This window comes from Clostridium sp. MT-14 (assembly GCF_042436595.1).
Classification (GTDB): domain Bacteria; phylum Bacillota; class Clostridia; order Clostridiales; family Clostridiaceae; genus Clostridium_B; species Clostridium_B aromativorans.
Window position 1 is genome coordinate 26,430 of sequence record NZ_JBHMIY010000026.1, and the last position, 18,143, is coordinate 44,572.

The following is an 18,143-nucleotide window of genomic DNA, read 5'->3' on the forward strand; positions in this document are numbered from 1 at the left end:
TAATATTTTGTGTTTTATTGGAAACAATAAATATTACATAAATTCTTTTTCGCAGGAAAGGATGGATTTTTTTATGCTTTATATTATAAGTATAGCTATAATTATGGTAATTGTAATGATTTATAGAGTTTTAAATAGATGTGAAAATACAGATCACAATGCAGGGGATAACGTCCTTGCTTTTAATATGAGTAAAGAGGAATTAAAAAAATATGCCAGGGAAATAGCTGTTATTCCAGCAGCTGATAGAAAAAGAAGCTGTAAAAAAAAGCTGATGCGAAGTTTGAATAGAGAATATAAAAGTATTTTAGACGGATGTGATTTTTTTGAGAGCGAGATTAAGGGGAAAATAGAAGTGGCCTCTTGTGCTGAATGGCTCTTGGATAATTTATATCTGATAAAAAAGGAATATAAAGATATAAAGGCAAATATGACGGAAAGCTATTATAGAAATCTTCCGGTAATAAAGGAAGGCATTATGAAAGGATATCCCAGGATATATTATATTGCCAAAGAAATGTTATCTCATACTTATGGCGCTGTGGATGAAGATACCATAGAGGATTTTATAAATTCATATGAAGAAAATAAAGTATTGAAAAATTCTGAACTCTGGGCACTGCCTGTAATGATAAGAATAGCCCTGCTTCAAAATATCAGTAATATAACGGATAGTATAGTTTTCATGCAAAAAGAGAGAAATAGAGCTGAAGTTGTAGCAGAAAGAATTATGAACTCAGGGAAAAACGTCAATGAGGAGATAGAAAAGTTAAAGAGAGAAAAAATAAGATTTACCTCTCATTTTACAGAAAAATTTATAAGGGTATTGAGAGATAATTTTATAGGGTACATTGAAGTATATAATTGGATAGATGAAGCGCTGGATAAAGAAGACAGCAGCGTGAAGAGAATGGTAAATATCGATCATCAGAAACAGGGAATATATCAGGTTTTAATGGAAAATTCAATTAAGGGAATAAGAGAAGTATGTGGTCTGAACTGGAAAGAAAATTTTGAACGCTTAAGTTATGTGGAACGGATTTTAAAAAAGGATCCTGCGGGAATTTATAGTAAAATGGATTTTTGCTCGAAAGATTATTATAGACATAGAATAGAAAAATTATCCAAGGCTATAAACGTACCGGAATCTTTCATAGCAAAAAAGGCAGTGGAATGTGCTGGAGAAGCTCTTGAAACTGCAAAAAAGTATGAGAAGCATGTAGGATATTATTTAATAGATAGCGGCACATATTGTTTAAAGAAAAAAATAAAATCCAGCGGCGAGGAGTATAGAGAAGTTGATTTTAAGATCGCCAATAATATGACTCCTAACTTTTATATAGGAAGCATAGTATTGGGAACTATTTTTTTAGATGTTTTAGTTAGCGGAATAAATTTTTATTTTGAAAATCTGCCTTTGTGGAAATACATAATAGAAATGCTTGTTCTTTTAATACCAAGCAGTGAGATATTTATATCTATATTTAATTGGAGTATAAATAAGCTTTCAGAACCCAGGTTTATACCAAAAATAGAATTTAAGCAGGGCATACCGGAAGAATTCAGCACTGCTGTAGTAATACCTACCCTTACAAGCAAGGCTCATAGGATGAAGGAGCTTATTGGCAACTTGGAAGTGTACTATTTGGCAAATAAAGAAAAAAATTTGTATTTTGTACTTCTTGAAGATTTTAAGGATAGTACTGAAAAGGAAGATTATAGAGATAAAATTATAGTGGATACTGCACTGGATGAAATAAAAAAACTCAATGAAAAATATGGAGAACAGGGAAAAGATAAATTCTACTTTTTGAGCAGGTGCAGAGAATACAATGAAAGAGAAAAAAAGTGGATGGGATGGGAGAGAAAACGGGGCAAATTAATGGAGTTCAATGCTCTCATAAGGGGTGACAAAACTACTAGTTATGATATTGTAAGCGGAGATATAGGCAATTTATATAAGGTAAAATATGTAATAACCCTGGATGCAGATACTATACTTCCAAAAGATACGGCTAAATTGCTTATAGGAGCTATGGCACATCCTCTAAATGTTCCCTATCTGAATAATAAAAAAATAATAAGAGGGCATGGACTGATGCAGCCGAGGATAAGTGTAGGCGTAGTAAGTGCAAATAAAACTTTTTATTCAAGCATTTTTTCTGGGCAGACTGGCATAGATGTATATACTACAGCTATCTCTGATGTGTATGAAGATCTGTTCGATGAGGGCATATTTACGGGAAAGGGAATTTATGATGTAGATATTTTTAATACAGTTCTGAAGGATGAAATACCTGAAAATACAGTACTGAGTCATGACCTGTTAGAAGGTTCTTACGTAAGGGCGGCCCTTGTGACTGATATAGAGCTTATTGATGGATATCCTGCTTATTATAATTCAAGTTGTAAAAGGCTTCACAGGTGGGTCAGAGGGGACTGGCAATTGATACCATGGATTTTTAAAAAAAGTCCTCTGAATAAATTGTCCAGGTGGAAAATATTTGACAATTTGAGGAGAAGTACTGTGCAGCCGGGTATAATGATACTTATTGCAGCAGCTTTGACTTTATTTCAAACCCCGGACAATTTACTGGTTATGGCGTTGATTTCACTATTGTGTCCTATATTTTTTGATGTATCAGAGGCTGTGGTATCTCCTGTAAAGGGGATAAGTCTATCAGGTAATATGGTAAATTTCAGAAATGCGGTAGAACAATTCTTTCTTATATTGAGTTTTTTACCCTATCAGGCCTATTTGATGTTAGATGCCATAATAAGGACAATTTACAGAATGTCTATAAGTAAGAGAAATTTACTTCAGTGGCAAACGGCAGCAGATGCGGAAGCTGCCTCTTCAAAAACATTTAAGGGGTATTTAAGATCAATGTGGATCTGCAGTGCCATTAGCGTAATTATAGCTTTTCTAGCTTTTAGAAGAGGTGTTGATACTTTATTTTTTATGCTGCCTTTTTGTATAATCTGGTTTTTAGCACCCTGGATGGCATTTAGTGTAAGCAGAGAAGAAAAAAATGATGAAAAAATACAGATGAAGTATGAGGAAAAGAAACTGCTGGGGAGGATAAGCAGGAAGATTTGGGCTTATTTTGAAGATTTCACACTGCCTGAAAATAATTGGCTTCCTCCAGATAATTATCAAGAAGAGCCGTATAAAGGCCTGGCTTATAGAACTTCTCCCACTAATATGGCTATGGGCATTACATCAAATATAGTAGCTTACGATTTAGGATATGTGGGAATAAAAGAAGTTGAATACAGACTTGAAAATATAATTTTAAATATGGGATCTCTGGAAAAGCATCGAGGACATTTTTACAATTGGTATGATATAAAGACTAAGAAACCTCTTGGATCCAGATATATATCCACAGTAGATAGTGGGAATTTGGTAGGGTATATATGGGTTACGATAGAAGCTCTGGAGGAGTATTTGAATTGCCCACTTGTAAATAAGAATTTAAGCTTTGGGCTAAAGGATACCTTGAGGTTGGCTCAGGAGGAAATAGCTAAAGAATTTAAGGTTCCAAGAATATATGAAAATTTTATGGAGTCAGAAAATGAATTTAATATATATTCTCTTAAAGATTATTTGAGATCCATTATAAAAAAATCCTGTGAAATCAATGAAAATTATGGCGATCTGTATTGGAATGAGAAGGTTAAATATATGGCCTCACACTTTCAGAAAGAATTAGATGAATTTTTCCCCTGGATTGATCTTGTAAGCGGAGATGAAAGATTTGAAGCTTTTAAGGGAGAATTAGATAAACTAGCTAATAAAATATCATTGAAAGAATTATCCAGTACAATTGATAGATTAGCTCACCTTGGATTTGAAAATCACGATAAAAACATGAATGAGAACATAGGTGATCTGAAAAACATGCTGAATATCACCAAGCTAAAAGCAGATGATCTTCTTTTGAGACTCAAGGATGTAAAAGAAAAACTTGTAAAGATGGGTGAAGAGCATGATTTTAGTATATTATATGATAAAAAAAGGCGTCTTTTTGCCATTGGTTACGATGTGGAAAATAATATTATAGGTAATAATTATTATGATCTTCTTGCATCAGAAGCCAGGCAAGCAAGCTTTGTAGCTATAGCTAAAGGTCAGGTAGAAAAATCTCATTGGTTTAACTTAGGAAGGGCTATGACCTATGCTGGAGGAGGTAAAGCTCTGGTATCCTGGTCTGGAACTATGTTTGAGTATCTGATGCCGCTGATAATTATGAAAAATTTTCCAGGAACTTTATTGAGTGACACTTATAAATATATAGTTGAAGCACAAAAAAGGTATGCCGATAGTAAGCATGTACCTTGGGGCATTTCAGAATCTGCCTATTATGATTTTGATTTGAATTCTGTGTATCAGTATAAGGCATTTGGCGTTCCGGGCATCGGACTAAAGAGGGGTCTTGTTAATGAATTGGTGATTGCACCTTATGCTTCTATTATGGCCCTTCAGGTAGATTTTAAAAATGCCTTAAATAATGTAAAATCTATTATCAAATTGAAGGCCGAGGGGAAATATGGCTTTTATGATGCTATAGATTATACTCGAAAAAGATTTTCAAAAAACAAAAAAAATAAACTGGTGAAGTGTTTTATGGTACATCATGAAGGCATGAGTTTTATGTCATTGGACAATATTCTAAGGGAGAATATACTTCAAGAAAGATTTCATAGAGTGCCGAGGGTAAGAGCTGTGGAACTTTTACTACAGGAAAAAAGTTCTAAGAATGTTATTTATGATAGGAAGCAGGATACTGGAAAGCCTAAGACAGTTTTTCAAAATGAGAACGTAATTACAAGAAAATATAATAATGCGAAGACAGATGTACCGGAGGTAAATGTAATTTCCAGTGGAAGATATTCTTTAATGATAACGAACAGCGGCAGCGGATACAGCAAAATGGAAGATACTATGTTATATAGATATCGTGAAGATGTGGTTACGAATGATACTGGAATGTTTTTTTATATAAAAAATATAAATTCCAATGAATACTGGAGTGCTGCCTATGAACCCTGCAAAGGTATACCTGAGGAGTATGAGGTTGTGTTTTCGCCAGATAAATCAGAATTTAAAAGGAAAGATGGAAATTTAAGAACCCATATGAAGATCACCGTATCCCATGAGGACAGTGGAGAAATAAGAAAGATTTCTATCACAAATATGAGCAATTCTGTAAGGGAAGTGGAGATAACCAGTTATTTGGAAGTGACTCTATCTTCTTACAATGCGGATTTGGTTCATCCTGCTTTTGGAAAATTATTTATACAAACTGAATTCATCCAAAATCCAACCTGCATTATTGCCGGTAGAAGATCCAGAAATGCAGGAGAACAGAAAAAATGGCTTGTACAAACTATAGCAGTAGAAGGTGAACGGGCAGGTACCATTCAATATGAAACCAATAGGGATAATTTTATAGGGAGGGGTAGAAATCTCGTGAATCCAAGGGCAATGGATAATGATGTACAGCTTACAAAATCGGTAGGAGCGGTGATTGATCCTATAATAAGTTTGAGAGTTAGAATAAGGATAGAGCCTGGTAGGACTGGGAAGGTAGCTTATAGCACTATGCTGGCAGATTCTAAGGAAAATGCAGTTAAACTGGCAAATAAATATGGTGATATGTGCAATGTGAATAGAATGTTTCAACTTTCATGGACTGAAGCTCAGCTGGAGATGAAATATCTTGGAATAACATCAAACCAGATAAATGTGTACCAGAAGATAGCCTCAAAAATTTTGTTTTTAAGTGATCTATTTCAAAATAGATACAAATATATAGTCAATATGAAAAAAAGTCAGTCTGCATTGTGGCCTTACGGAATTTCAGGAGATTTACCTATAGTTCTTCTTATTATAAGAGATGAGAGCAATATAGATTTTGTAAGACAGCTTTTGCGTGCTCAGGAGTATTGGACTTTGAAAAACCTATCAGTGGATTTGGTTTTATTAAATCTGGAAGATAGCTCTTATATGCAGCCTCTCCAAAACAAATTGAGAGATATTGTAAATAATAGTTTATCTAGAATCAGAAGAAATAAGGATGGAAGGGTATTCATTTTAAATAAAAGTGAAGTAAAGGAGGAAGATGTGAATTTTCTAAAGGCTGTGTCCAGATTTGTAATAGACGGTCAAGAGGGAGAATTGTTTAAGCAGTTTATGTGTAGTATGGATTCTCTAGAAGATGAAAGGGTGAGAAATCTTGGTGATTTTGTCTATAATAAAAATGGAAAGGTAATTTCCTCCTACAGTTTTGAAATTCCTCTTCTTCGATATTTTAATGACATAGGTGGTTTTTCAAAGGATGGAAAGTCCTATATAATAGTGTTGAAAAATTATAGCAATACTCCTGCGCCGTGGATAAATGTTATTTCTAATAGGAGATTTGGATTTCATATTTCTGAAAGTGGTATATCCTATACCTGGAATAAAAACAGCAGGGAAAACAAACTTACAGAATGGTCAAATGATCCTGTGATGGATGGCGAGGCTGAAAGTTTATATGTAAAAGATGAAGAAACGGGACATATATGGAGTATATCTCCTGGACCTGTAAGGGATTCGGGACAATATGTAATAGAGCATGGTTTTGGCTATTCTATTTTTAAACATGAAGCAGACCAAATAGTGGGTCAAATGACTGTGTTTGCAGACATAGAGGACAGTGTGAAGGTGTGCAGGATAAAACTGCATAACATAGGTAAGAGGAAAAGGATACTTTCAATAATCTACTATGCAAAATTGGTATTAGGGGTCTGCCATGAGCAAACTGCGCAGTATATATATACTGGAGTTGACAAGGAGCATGAGTATATATATGCTAAGAATCCATATAGCCAGTATTTCAAAGATGGAATATGTTATTTGAAGATATTGGGCGGCAAGCAGATGTCCTATACAGGTGTTAGAACGGAATTTATAGGGCGCCAGGGGAACGTGTGGAGGCCTGAAGGACTCTGCCTTAAAAACCTTTCTAATACGGTGGGAGCTGGATTTGATCCCTGTATGGCTCAAAATGTAAAAGTGGAATTAGATGCCAACTCAGAAGGGGAAATTATTGTTCTTTTTGGGCAGGAGGATAATTTTGAGGAAATCAACAGAGTCATAGAGAAGTACAGTAATGCCGGAAGCATTCAGCAGGAGTTAAAAAACAGCCAGGATTATTGGAAAAGTACACTTGAAACTATACAGGTCAATACTCCTGACGATTCAATGAATATAATGTTAAATGGATGGCTTATGTATCAGGTGATATCCTGCAGGTACTGGTCCAGGACTGCATTCTATCAATCTGGGGGTGCCTATGGCTTTAGGGATCAGCTTCAGGACGTAAGTGCTATATCATATATACGTCCTGATATAACCAGGGAGCACATAATTTACAGTGCATCCAGACAGTATCTAGAAGGGGATGTTCAGCATTGGTGGCACCCGTATGTAGGAAGTGGCATTAGGACCAAGTTTTCCGATGATTTGCTTTGGATGCCCTATGTAGTGGAGGATTATATAAAGAATACGGGAGATTATAGCATATTGAATGAAGCGGTACCATATCTTAATGACAGTCAGTTAAAAGATGATGAATATGAAAGATACAGTATATCCCCCGTATCCGAGGAAAGTGGAACTATTTATGATCACTGTATAAGAGCTATTGAAAAATCATGTAGATTTGGAGAGCATAATATTCCACTCATGGGTTCAGGAGACTGGAATGATGGAATGAATACCGTGGGAAATAAAGGAAAGGGAGAAAGTGTGTGGCTGGGATGGTTTTTATACAGTATATTGGATAAGCTCATTCCGCTGTGCAAATTTATGAAGGATGAAGAAAAGATCATAAAATACTCTAAATTAAAGGAATTTATAAAGGAAAATCTAGAGAAAAATGCCTGGGATGGAAGCTGGTATAAAAGAGCTTATTTTGACGATGGAACTCCGCTTGGGTCTGTGAAAAATGAAGAATGTCAGATTGATTCAATTTCTCAATCCTGGGCAGTTATATCCGGGGCTGCAAAGGAATCCAGAGCTAAAGAGGCAGTTCATGCCCTGGACAGGAATCTTATAAAAAAGGATAAGGGTATCATATTGCTGCTTACACCGGCTTTTGACAAATCCTCTCTGGAACCAGGATATATTAAAGGATATATACCTGGAGTAAGAGAAAATGGAGGACAGTATACCCATGCAGCCATATGGTCCATTATGGCTTTTGCTAAAATAGGAGATAGGGAGAAAGCCTATAGAACTTTTTCTATGATAAACCCTATAAACCATGCTAAAGATTATTTGAATTGTCATGTCTATAAGGTAGAACCTTATGTGGTGGCAGCAGATGTGTATGCAGTAGAGCCCTATGTGGGGAGAGGAGGATGGAGCTGGTATACAGGGGCGGCAGGATGGCTTTATAGAGCAGGTGTAGAGACCATACTCGGAATGACATTTAAGGAAAACAGAGGCTTTGTCATAACGCCTTCCGTGCCAGAGGAATGGAAAGATTACAGCATACGATATAACAGAGATGATTGTGTCTATGATATACAGGTGATCAGGGAAAAGGAAAAGGGAACATGGGTTGATGGTGATAAAATTGAGGATGGAATAATACCATTTTTTAAGCATGGACAGCATAGTGTTAAAATAAATATATAAAATATAAAATTTTTAGAAGGGTTTTCTACTATGTATAGAGAATTTATATTATATAATAATATTAATAGGAGGAATTGATCATGATAGAAGTCAAACAAGTTTACAAATGTGAAGTATGTGGCAATATAGTGGAGGTTCTCTATAAAGGTGGTGGAACTTTAGTATGTTGTGGCAAACCCATGAAATTGATAGAGGAGAATACTGTGGATGCTGCTCTTGAAAAACATGTACCTGTAATTGAAGAAATAGATGGCGGAGTAAAAGTTAAAGTTGGATCAGTTGAACATCCTATGACACCAGAACATTATATTCAGTGGATCGAAGTCCATACTGAAAATAAAATCTATAGAAAATATTTGAAACCAGGTGAAAAACCGGAAGCTACATTTAAACTGGATGAAAAAGTTGTAATGGCAAGAGAATATTGTAATTTGCATGGACTTTGGAAAAAATAATACCGTATTTTGTTCCAGCCTCCCCATAAATTTGGGGAGGTTTTTATAATAAAATAAATTACTATGGTAATTTTAGAATATTTATAGTAAAATATATAATAATATTTAATATAAATTAAATCCTTTGAAGGGAAGCAAGTAAATTTAAAAACAGATTTATAGAGAGTTGTATATGGTGAAAGTACAATAATTATGCTTAAATTGAATGGGTTCCAGAGGAGTAAAATGAATTAAATTAATTTTTAGTAGTTTTAACCGTAATTCTTGCGTTATGAGATAGGATTTTGTGATCCATTTTGAGGAGAAGGTTCTTTGAGCTTCTTGAATTTAGGTGGTACAGCGTTAAAAGCGCCCTATGATTTAAATCATAGGGCGCTTTTTATCAATCAAAAATATTGTAATATTTGGAGGTAAAATTATGGAAAATAAGAAAAAAGTAATATTTAGTGGAATTCAACCTTCGGGAAATTTAACCATAGGAAATTATTTTGGAGCCTTGAAGAACTGGGTAAAGCTTCAGGATAAATACGACTGTTATTTTTGTGTGGTGGATCTACATGCCATAACTGTAAGGCAGGAACCAAAGGATTTGAGAAGAAGGACACTTGAAGTACTGGCCATATATCTGGCTGCAGGCATAGACCCTGAGAAAAATACCATATTTATTCAATCTCATGTTCCTACTCATAGTGAAGCAGCATGGCTTTTAAACTGTTTTACTTATGTGGGAGAGCTTGAGAGAATGACTCAGTATAAAAGCAAGGCCAAAAAGTATGGGGATACGGCAGAGGGTGTAAGTGCAGGACTCCTCAATTACCCTGTACTGATGGCCGCAGATATATTGCTTTACAATGCAGATCTTGTACCTGTAGGAAAAGATCAGACTCAACACATTGAAATTACTAGGGATATAGCTGAAAGATTTAATAATGCCTATAGTCCTACGTTTACTTTACCGGAGGGGTATATACCAGAAGGAGGATCCAAGATAATGGATCTGCAGGATCCTACAAAAAAAATGTCTAAGTCATCCAGCAATCCTAACAGTTACATACTGATTATGGATCCTCCTGAAGTGATAAGAAGAAAGATAAGTAGGTGTATTACGGACAGTGTAGGTGTGGTGAAATACACAGATGATCAGCCGGGTGTGAAAAATCTCATAAATATATTGGTTGCAGCTGCTGGAATGAGTCATGGTGAAATAGAAGCTAAATATAAGGGAAAAGGTTATGCCGAATTTAAAAATGATGTAGCAGAAGCCTTGATAAGAGAACTTTCTCCCATACAGAACAAAGTAAATGAATTTCTTGAGAATAAAAAATATCTGGAGGAAATATATAAGAAGGGTGCAGAAAAAGCATACTATGTGTCCAGTAAAGTCTTGAGGAAAATGCAGAAAAAAATAGGATTCATACCTGTGTCAAAATAAAAGATCTGGTATATGAATTTTAGGTACAATAAATTAAGGGCAAATTACCGCTGTAAAACAGCATCTAATTTGCCCTTGATAAAAGTTATTTATTCTACTTTTCCTATATCTGACAGTTCAAGGCCCTTGTTGTGTTCCAGTGCCCAGCTGATATTCCATTCACTTTGAAATATCAATATATCTCTTCCCTTTAAGTCCTTTACTTTTTTTGTATCACTTGTTAAAATTAAATTTTCTAATGCTGTTTTAGAGTTCTCTATCCACCTTATAGCTCTGTAAGGTAAGACATCTATTTTTATATCCACATTGTATTCACTTTTCATCCTATATTCTAATACTTCAAACTGGAGTAATCCCACTACACCTATGATGATTTCCTCAATGCCTATATTTAATTCCTTAAATACTTGAATTGCACCTTCCTGTGAGATCTCTGTTATTCCCTTTATAAACTGTTTTCTTTTCATGGTATCTATGGTTTTAACTCTGGCGAAATGTTCGGGTGCGAAAACGGGAATACTTTCAAATTTAAATTTTTTATCAGGAGAACAGAGGGTATCTCCTATACTGTAAATCCCTGGATCAAATACACCTATTATGTCCCCGGCATATGCTTCTTCTACTATTTCTCTGTCCTGAGCTAAAAATTGCTGTGGTTGGGAGAGTTTGACTTTACTTTTTCCCTGTATGTGAAATACTTCCATTCCTTTTTTGAATTTCCCAGAGCATATTCTCATAAATGCAATTCTATCTCTATGAGAGGGATTCATATTGGCCTGTATTTTAAATACAAAGGCTGAGAACCTGGGATCAAAAGCGTCTATTTCCCCAATGTCAGATTTTCTGGGCAATGGCGGTGAGGTTAAATTTAAAAATTCTTTTAAGAAGGGCTCTACCCCGAAATTTGTAAGGGCACTGCCGAAAAACACGGGAGTAAGCATACCCTTTCTAACTTCTTTCATATTAAATTTATCTCCAGCTATATCCAAAAGTTCTATATCTTCCTGAAGCTTTTTGTGGAGAGGTTCTCCTAGAAGATCCTTAAATACGGCATCTTCCACCGTACCTTCTACAGATGTTACTGCAGTTTGACCATGATTGCCTCCATTGAAAACTTCTATTAAATTTTTTTTTCTGTCATATATACCTTTAAAATCTTTACCGGATCCTATGGGCCAGTTCATTGGGTAAGATTTTATACCAAGTACATTTTCTATGTCCTCCATTAGTTCAAAAGGATCTTTGCTTTCTCTATCCATCTTATTTATGAATGTAAATATGGGAATTCCTCTCAAACTGCATACATTAAAAAGTTTTTTAGTCTGGGCTTCAACTCCCTTTGCAGCATCAATAACCATTACAGCACTGTCTGCGGCCATTAAAGTTCTATATGTATCCTCACTAAAATCCTGATGTCCTGGTGTATCCAGTATATTTATACAGTAATTATCGTAATTGAATTGCATTACCGATGAAGTTACAGAAATTCCTCTCTTTTTCTCAATGTCCATCCAGTCTGATACTGCATGTTTTGTAGCTTTTCTAGCCTTAACTGAACCTGCAAGTCTTATGGCACCACCGTATAATAGCAGCTTTTCAGTAAGGGTTGTTTTACCAGCGTCCGGGTGAGATATTATTGCGAAAGTTCTTCTTTTTTCTATCTCTTTTCTTAAGTCTGCCACTACATTTTCTCTCCTATTCTCTCTATTAGTTAGTTCCATTACTGATTTTAACTTTATTATATATTAATGTCAACTTCAGATAAATATAGTGTTGACAAGTGTATTTTAAAAACAAATTAGTTTTTCATGGTGTACAAATAATAATTATTAACATAAATAGGTTTTCTATTTTTGTAGTAGAATATATTTAAAGGTTTTTCAAATAATATTTTAGCCTTGTCCAATATAAAATCTGACAATTTTACAGTTACATATGCCAAAATCATACCGGCAATTATGTCTATTACCCAGTGAATTTCAAGATACAGGGTTGAATATATTACGCTCAGGCAAAAAAATCCAAAGATAAATTTGAATATTTTATTTCTTTCCCTAAGTGCCAATAAGAACATGGCAAAGCATATAGATGTATGCATAGAAGGAAAACAATTGAGTGTAATTCCAGCAGCAGCTTTAGAACTTAAGTGTCTGGCCAGTCCATCAGGTTGTCCAAGTACATACCATACCTCTTGCAGGTGAAAGGTAAGGTAAAATGGAGTTATCAAGAATATTTGCAGAACATGGGCGGATAATGTATAACGAAGCATCTTTTTTAAATCCATAATTAATGCAGATCTGTATAATGCCAATAGAACGGGAAGTACAAAACCATTGTTGTATACTATTCTGAAGAACCAGGTTAGAGTTTCTGATTTGTATACTCTTGCAAAACTTCCGTCATTAAAAGGTATACTGCTGAAAATGGGATTTAGATTTACTATTATATCTTTTTTAATCTGCCATCGTAACATTTTACCCCAGAATCCATATCCATGTTTATTTATATAAAATATAAACAGGAAAAAAACAGTACATATTAATAGAAATGGAATTAATTTAACATCGTGTCTAATGTCTTTATAAACAGTAAAACATATTAAAGCAAGCATAAATAAATATATTTTGCTGGTTAGACTGATGGATGAATAAGGTGCTATGTGCAGGGCTCTGTGTAAAAAAAATAAACCTATAAGCACAAAATAGTACCTTTTTAATAGTTCCAGAAGTTCTAGGCATATATATTTTGCTCTTCTCCATATTTTTTTTTCTACTAATTTTTGCATAAAATTATAACCTCCCTATGTACAAGATAAATTATATCATGAGTAAAACAGTAAGTATATAAGATATTCGCATATACTTACTGTTTTTTAAAGTACATAGAGAGGTTGGTGAAAATCATAAAAAATTGTAAATTTATGTGTGTTTTTTCCTGGTAACTAATAGATCCAATGTAAAGACAGAGATACATATTAAAAGCAAAATGTTTATAGATATTGCTCCTATTCTTAACATTAATCCTATGAAAAATAATATAACTATAAGATTACAAAGCCATTTGAAAAATGTCATTGTTTCCTCCTCTTAAATCTATTATTCAATATATATTATTACCCTTATTGAGCAAAGTTATTATAAAATAAAATTGTACCCATACATTTTGACTTTTTTGTAAACAAAAATATAATAGTACTAACTTATAATTAGAGAAAGGATTGACCGTAATGGAACAAAAAAAATTAAGCATTAGTGATCTAAAAGTTCGAGATATCATTCAAGTAGCACTTATGGCAGCGGTAACCTATATTGCTACAGCTGTAATCAATATACCGACAGGAGTTGTGTTTAGGGGAGTCGTACATCTGGGAGACAGCATGGTACTTTTAGCAGCAGTACTTTTGGGAAGAAAAAAAGGTTTTTTTTCAGCTGCTATAGGAATGAGTTTATTTGATATTCTTTCACCTTATGCTATTTGGGCGCCCTTTACTTTTTTTATAAAGGGTATTATGGCGTGGATTGCGGCAGCAATTGCCTATAGAGGAAAATATAATGGGGAAAAGCTGTGGAATAATGTACTAGCATTTGCTATGGCTTGCGTCTGGATGATAGCAGCGTATTATACAGCCGGAGTTTTAATGATGCATTACATAACCAATATAGGTTTCTCCCAGGCACTTGTATTATCAGCGGCAGAAATTCCGGGAAATATTGCACAGAGCATTGTGGGAATGGCTATAGCACTTCCACTGGCAAAAGTTTTAAAAAGAGTAAATTTGGTAAAATAGAAATGTTGGGAATTATGCAGCTAAGTTGCTGACGGTAAATAAGTAAAAGAGAGGATAAACCTCTCTTTATTTATCTTCTCATTCTGTTTTTCTCCGCTTTTCTCTTCTTTCTACATTCTGGGCATCTTACAGGGTCATTTTCAAATCCTTTTTCTTTATAAAATTCCTGTTCACCTTCAGTAAACACGAATTCCTTTCCACAGTCCTTACATATGATTGTCTTATCTGCCATTTAAATAAACCTCCTTAACCAGGACTAATTTTATTCTTGATAATCTACCTCCTAGGGTTAAGGAGAATATAGTACCTTGAAAAAATTTGACCTAATATACATAAATTATAATTAGAGTAAAACTCTATTCACATTATACCATATTCTAATAAAAAAGCAATGTTTTAGAAGAATATTGCTTTCCCCAATTTATTGATATAACTGAAATACAGAATATATAGCAGTAAGAGTCATTTGGAATTTTAACAAGAGTAATATATAATAAAAAATAAAAGGCATATGTTAAAATTGAGGTTGTTTTTATGGATATAAAAAAATTTCTTAGTTTGTTGAAAAGATCAGAAGGACCTAAATTGGATTTTAAACAGTGCATAAATGTTGAAAATGATAGTGGAAGAAAAGAACTGGCCAAGGATATATGTGCTATAGCTAATTCTAGAGGGGGTAGGGGCTACCTCATAATAGGAATTGAAGATAAAACAAAAAGAATACTTGGTGTTGATAAAATAAATTTTAGCGAGGAAAAAATACAACAGATAATTAGTTCTAGAATTGATCCTCCAATACCGGTGTCACTCCAAATCCTAAAGTATAATAACAAAAATATAGCTGTTATAAATATATATAACAGTCCCCAAAGACCCTACCAGATGAGAGACAATGGAGCTTTTTATATAAGAAGAGGCTCAACTAATGATACTATGCGCAAACAGGAAATAATCTCTGCTCTTCAGGAAAATCTAATTATAGATGTGGAACTTTGTCCAATACCCCACAGTGATTTGAACTGCATAGATGATAACATAGTACGCAGATATTTTTTATCCCAGGGAATAGAGATTATTGATGACAATAAAATAGAGTTAATGGAGAACGCTTCAATAATATATATGGACAAAAATTCGGGGAAATATATGGCCACCTTGGGTGGGCTGCTGGTATTCTCCAGAGTTAATAATATATGTGTGCCCCATAACATGATAAAAATAGTCAATAAGGTTAATAAAAATTTTAAATCCGTTGTTGTAATTCAAGGGGATTTGCTCTCTATGATGGACAAAGCAGAGGAGACAGTTAAGGAGATTATAAATGTGAAATCATATCCTGTGGAAGCGGTAAATGAAGGAATAAGAGAAGCTATAGTGTATAGAGATTATTCGGATTTTTCCAGGGGAATAGAGGTTGTGTTAGGGTATAATAGCATGGTGGTAACCAGTCCGGGTATTTTAATAAATAGAAGGAATGCAAATTTTTATAATTATTTAAATAGGAATATGTGGATATATGAAAAGATAATAGCTCTTGATACTAAAGAGAGATCTGTGAATATTTCATCTGGTTTTAATAGAATGCGGAAAAAGTTTAAAAATAAGGGAAAGGTTAAATTTATAAATTCTATGAAGAATTATAATTTTAAAGTAATTTATCCCGGCATTAAAAATTTCAAATGATGTGAGGTGGTAATGCAAAAAATGTAGTGATTTTTATTATAAATTATTATATAGCTGTTGAAAAAATATTCTGAACATTATATAATCTATGTATAAGGATGGCACCTAAATATTAAATTAAGGGGTGATAGAAATGATTCATGTGTTTTGCAGCAAAAGAGGTTCAGGAAAAACAAAAGAGCTGATTAATTTGGCTAATGAAAAAGCAAATATAGGAAGGGGGCATATTGTTTATGTAGATGATGACAAACGACCGTCATTTCAATTAAACAGGGAAATAAGGTTTATAGCTACAAGTGATTTTAAATTAAAAAAGATGGAAACTTTTTATGGTTTTTTGTGCGGCATACTTTCAGAGGACTATGATATTGATACAATCTTTGTTGATGGGTTGTTTAATATTATAGATGGGAATCTTGAAGATATGTCGCATTTGTTTTATAATATTGAAAAATTATCGGCAGAATATAGAGTGAATTTTTATATAAGCATAAATGAAGAAGAGGAAAAAATACCAGAATTTATTATGAAGTATGTGGCCTAATTGAGCTGCTTATTGATGCGAAAACAATTTAATCTTTATAATATACTTAAGACTGGAAAGGTTTCCAGTCTTAATATTTTATCTGACAAATATCATTGCTATTGTCTCTAATTTTTTGAAATCATCAGGTGATAAATAATGCCAATGTTGTAAAATTGCAATATCTGGGTAAAATATTGAAAAAGATAAGCTTTGAATATATACTATACATTATAACAGCTGTACTTATTATTTGAAAGGTTGTGATTTTGATTGACTAATGTTTATGACATATTATTAGAACGTGGTTACATAAAACAAACTACTCATGAAGAAGAGATAAGAGAATTATTGGGAAGAGAAAAAATAACGTTTTATATAGGATTTGATCCTACCGCAGATAGCCTTCATGTAGGACATTTTTTACAGATGATGGTTATGTCTTATATGCAAAAAGCAGGGCATAGACCTATAGCTCTGCTTGGTGGAGGCACAGGTATGGTGGGCGATCCAACCGGCAAAACTGATATGAGAAAAATGTTGACTCCTGAACAGATACAACATAACGTTGAATGCTTTAAAAAACAATTTTCAAGACTTATAGATTTAAAAGACGGAAAGGCCATTATAGAGAACAATGCCAAATGGCTCTTGAATCTGAACTATATAAATTTTTTAAGAGAGGTAGGAGTTCATTTTTCTGTAAATAAAATGCTTACAGCGGAATGTTTTAAACAGAGGCTTCAAAAGGGACTGTCTTTTCTTGAATTCAATTATATGTTAATGCAGGCTTATGATTTTTTAGAATTAAACAGAAGGTACAATTGTGTACTTCAGTTTGGAGGAGATGATCAGTGGTCAAATATTATTGCAGGAGTAGATCTGATTAGAAGAAAAGAGCATAAACCTGCTTATGGAATGACATTTACGCTTTTGACTAAAAGCGATGGCAAGAAAATGGGTAAAACTGAAGGTGGAGCACTTTGGTTAGACAAGGAAAAAACATCACCTTATGATTTCTATCAGTATTGGAGAAATATAGATGATGCTGATGTTGAAAAATGCTTGACGCTTTTAACTTTCCTTCCAATGGATCAAGTTAAAAGACTTGGAGCACTTCCTGGAGAGAAGATAAATGAAGCTAAAAAAACTTTGGCCTATGAAGTTACTAAGCTTGTACATGGAAAGGATGAGGCTGAAAAAGCTAAAAAGGCTTCAGAGACATTGTTTGTTGGTGGTCATGATATGGGAAATATACCTACAGTGGAAACAACTAAAAATTCTTTAGGGTGTTCTATAGTGGAATTTTTAGTTGAACTGCACATATTGCCATCTAAAAGTGAGGCCAGGAGACTTATAAATCAGAATGGTCTGACTGTAAATGATAAGAAAGTCGGGGATCCTAATTTTATTGTTACAGAAGATGACTTTAAAAATGGATATATGCTTGTAAGGAAAGGTAAGAAAAATTATAATAGAATTGCACTTAAATAAATAGGATATAACTTATCCAGGACAGCTGTTTTAATAGATTTGTAAATCATATTAAACAAATTTTGTCCTGGATGAGC

10 protein-coding genes are annotated in these 18,143 nt (G+C 33.8%); 7 read left to right on the forward strand and 3 right to left on the reverse strand.

Annotation, left to right across the window (positions count from 1 at the left end; genetic code table 11):
• Positions 1-73 precede the first annotated feature (73 nt).
• The 3 genes from ACFHWD_RS15565 (at position 74) to trpS (ending at position 10,579) form a co-directional block, all read left to right on the forward strand.
• Positions 74-8,692, forward strand: a complete 8,619-nt coding sequence (locus ACFHWD_RS15565) for a GH36-type glycosyl hydrolase domain-containing protein (protein WP_378062655.1) — start codon at positions 74-76, stop codon at positions 8,690-8,692.
• 80 nt (positions 8,693-8,772) lie between these two features.
• On the forward strand, positions 8,773-9,147 hold the full coding sequence (locus tag ACFHWD_RS15570; RefSeq protein WP_150358134.1) for a desulfoferrodoxin: 375 nt from the start codon (positions 8,773-8,775) through the stop codon (positions 9,145-9,147).
• 418 nt (positions 9,148-9,565) lie between these two features.
• On the forward strand, positions 9,566-10,579 hold the full coding sequence (gene trpS / locus ACFHWD_RS15575; RefSeq protein ID WP_150356825.1) for a tryptophan--tRNA ligase: 1,014 nt from the start codon (positions 9,566-9,568) through the stop codon (positions 10,577-10,579).
• 89 nt (positions 10,580-10,668) lie between these two features.
• Here trpS and ACFHWD_RS15580 read toward each other — a convergent pair whose 3' ends face one another.
• Together ACFHWD_RS15580 and ACFHWD_RS15585 are read right to left on the reverse strand one after the other, a co-directional pair.
• Positions 10,669-12,261, reverse strand: coding sequence for a peptide chain release factor 3 (locus tag ACFHWD_RS15580; protein ID WP_150356824.1), 1,593 nt, complete (start codon positions 12,259-12,261; stop codon positions 10,669-10,671).
• A 116-nt stretch (positions 12,262-12,377) separates the two neighbouring features.
• A complete protein-coding gene (locus tag ACFHWD_RS15585) occupies positions 12,378-13,364 on the reverse strand; it encodes a phosphatase PAP2 family protein (protein WP_150356823.1) in 987 nt (328 codons plus the stop codon).
• A 441-nt stretch (positions 13,365-13,805) separates the two neighbouring features.
• Here ACFHWD_RS15585 and ACFHWD_RS15590 point away from each other — a divergent pair, with 441 nt between their 5' ends.
• A complete protein-coding gene (locus tag ACFHWD_RS15590; RefSeq protein WP_150356822.1) occupies positions 13,806-14,366 on the forward strand; it encodes an ECF transporter S component in 561 nt (186 codons plus the stop codon).
• 70 nt (positions 14,367-14,436) lie between these two features.
• On the opposite strand, the gene ACFHWD_RS15595 is transcribed toward ACFHWD_RS15590, so the two are convergent.
• Entirely contained in the window at positions 14,437-14,598 is a 162-nt protein-coding gene (locus tag ACFHWD_RS15595; RefSeq protein WP_150356821.1) for a zinc-ribbon domain-containing protein, read from the reverse strand.
• Positions 14,599-14,900: 302 nt separating this feature from the next.
• Here ACFHWD_RS15595 and ACFHWD_RS15600 point away from each other — a divergent pair, with 302 nt between their 5' ends.
• The 3 genes from ACFHWD_RS15600 to tyrS all read left to right on the forward strand — a co-directional run bounded on the left by ACFHWD_RS15600 (position 14,901) and on the right by tyrS (position 18,066).
• Entirely contained in the window at positions 14,901-16,049 is a 1,149-nt protein-coding gene (locus ACFHWD_RS15600; protein ID WP_150356820.1) for a helix-turn-helix domain-containing protein, read from the forward strand.
• A 133-nt stretch (positions 16,050-16,182) separates the two neighbouring features.
• On the forward strand, positions 16,183-16,593 hold the full coding sequence (locus tag ACFHWD_RS15605; protein ID WP_150356819.1) for a hypothetical protein: 411 nt from the start codon (positions 16,183-16,185) through the stop codon (positions 16,591-16,593).
• 252 nt (positions 16,594-16,845) lie between these two features.
• Positions 16,846-18,066, forward strand: coding sequence for a tyrosine--tRNA ligase (gene tyrS / locus ACFHWD_RS15610; RefSeq protein WP_150356818.1), 1,221 nt, complete (start codon positions 16,846-16,848; stop codon positions 18,064-18,066).
• The last annotated feature ends 77 nt before the right edge of the window (positions 18,067-18,143 follow it).

Bases quoted from the DNA above. Each gene is read 5' to 3' on its own strand.
- ACFHWD_RS15590 (WP_150356822.1), top strand. From the start codon at position 13,806: ATGGAACAAAAAAAATTAAGCATTAGTGATCTAAAAGTTCGAGATATC.
- ACFHWD_RS15565 (WP_378062655.1), top strand. From the start codon at position 74: ATGCTTTATATTATAAGTATAGCTATAATTATGGTAATTGTAATGATT.
- ACFHWD_RS15605 (WP_150356819.1), top strand. From the start codon at position 16,183: ATGATTCATGTGTTTTGCAGCAAAAGAGGTTCAGGAAAAACAAAAGAG.
- trpS (WP_150356825.1), top strand. From the start codon at position 9,566: ATGGAAAATAAGAAAAAAGTAATATTTAGTGGAATTCAACCTTCGGGA.
- ACFHWD_RS15585 (WP_150356823.1), bottom strand. From the start codon at position 13,364: ATGCAAAAATTAGTAGAAAAAAAAATATGGAGAAGAGCAAAATATATA.
- ACFHWD_RS15570 (WP_150358134.1), top strand. From the start codon at position 8,773: ATGATAGAAGTCAAACAAGTTTACAAATGTGAAGTATGTGGCAATATA.
- ACFHWD_RS15595 (WP_150356821.1), bottom strand. From the start codon at position 14,598: ATGGCAGATAAGACAATCATATGTAAGGACTGTGGAAAGGAATTCGTG.
- ACFHWD_RS15600 (WP_150356820.1), top strand. From the start codon at position 14,901: ATGGATATAAAAAAATTTCTTAGTTTGTTGAAAAGATCAGAAGGACCT.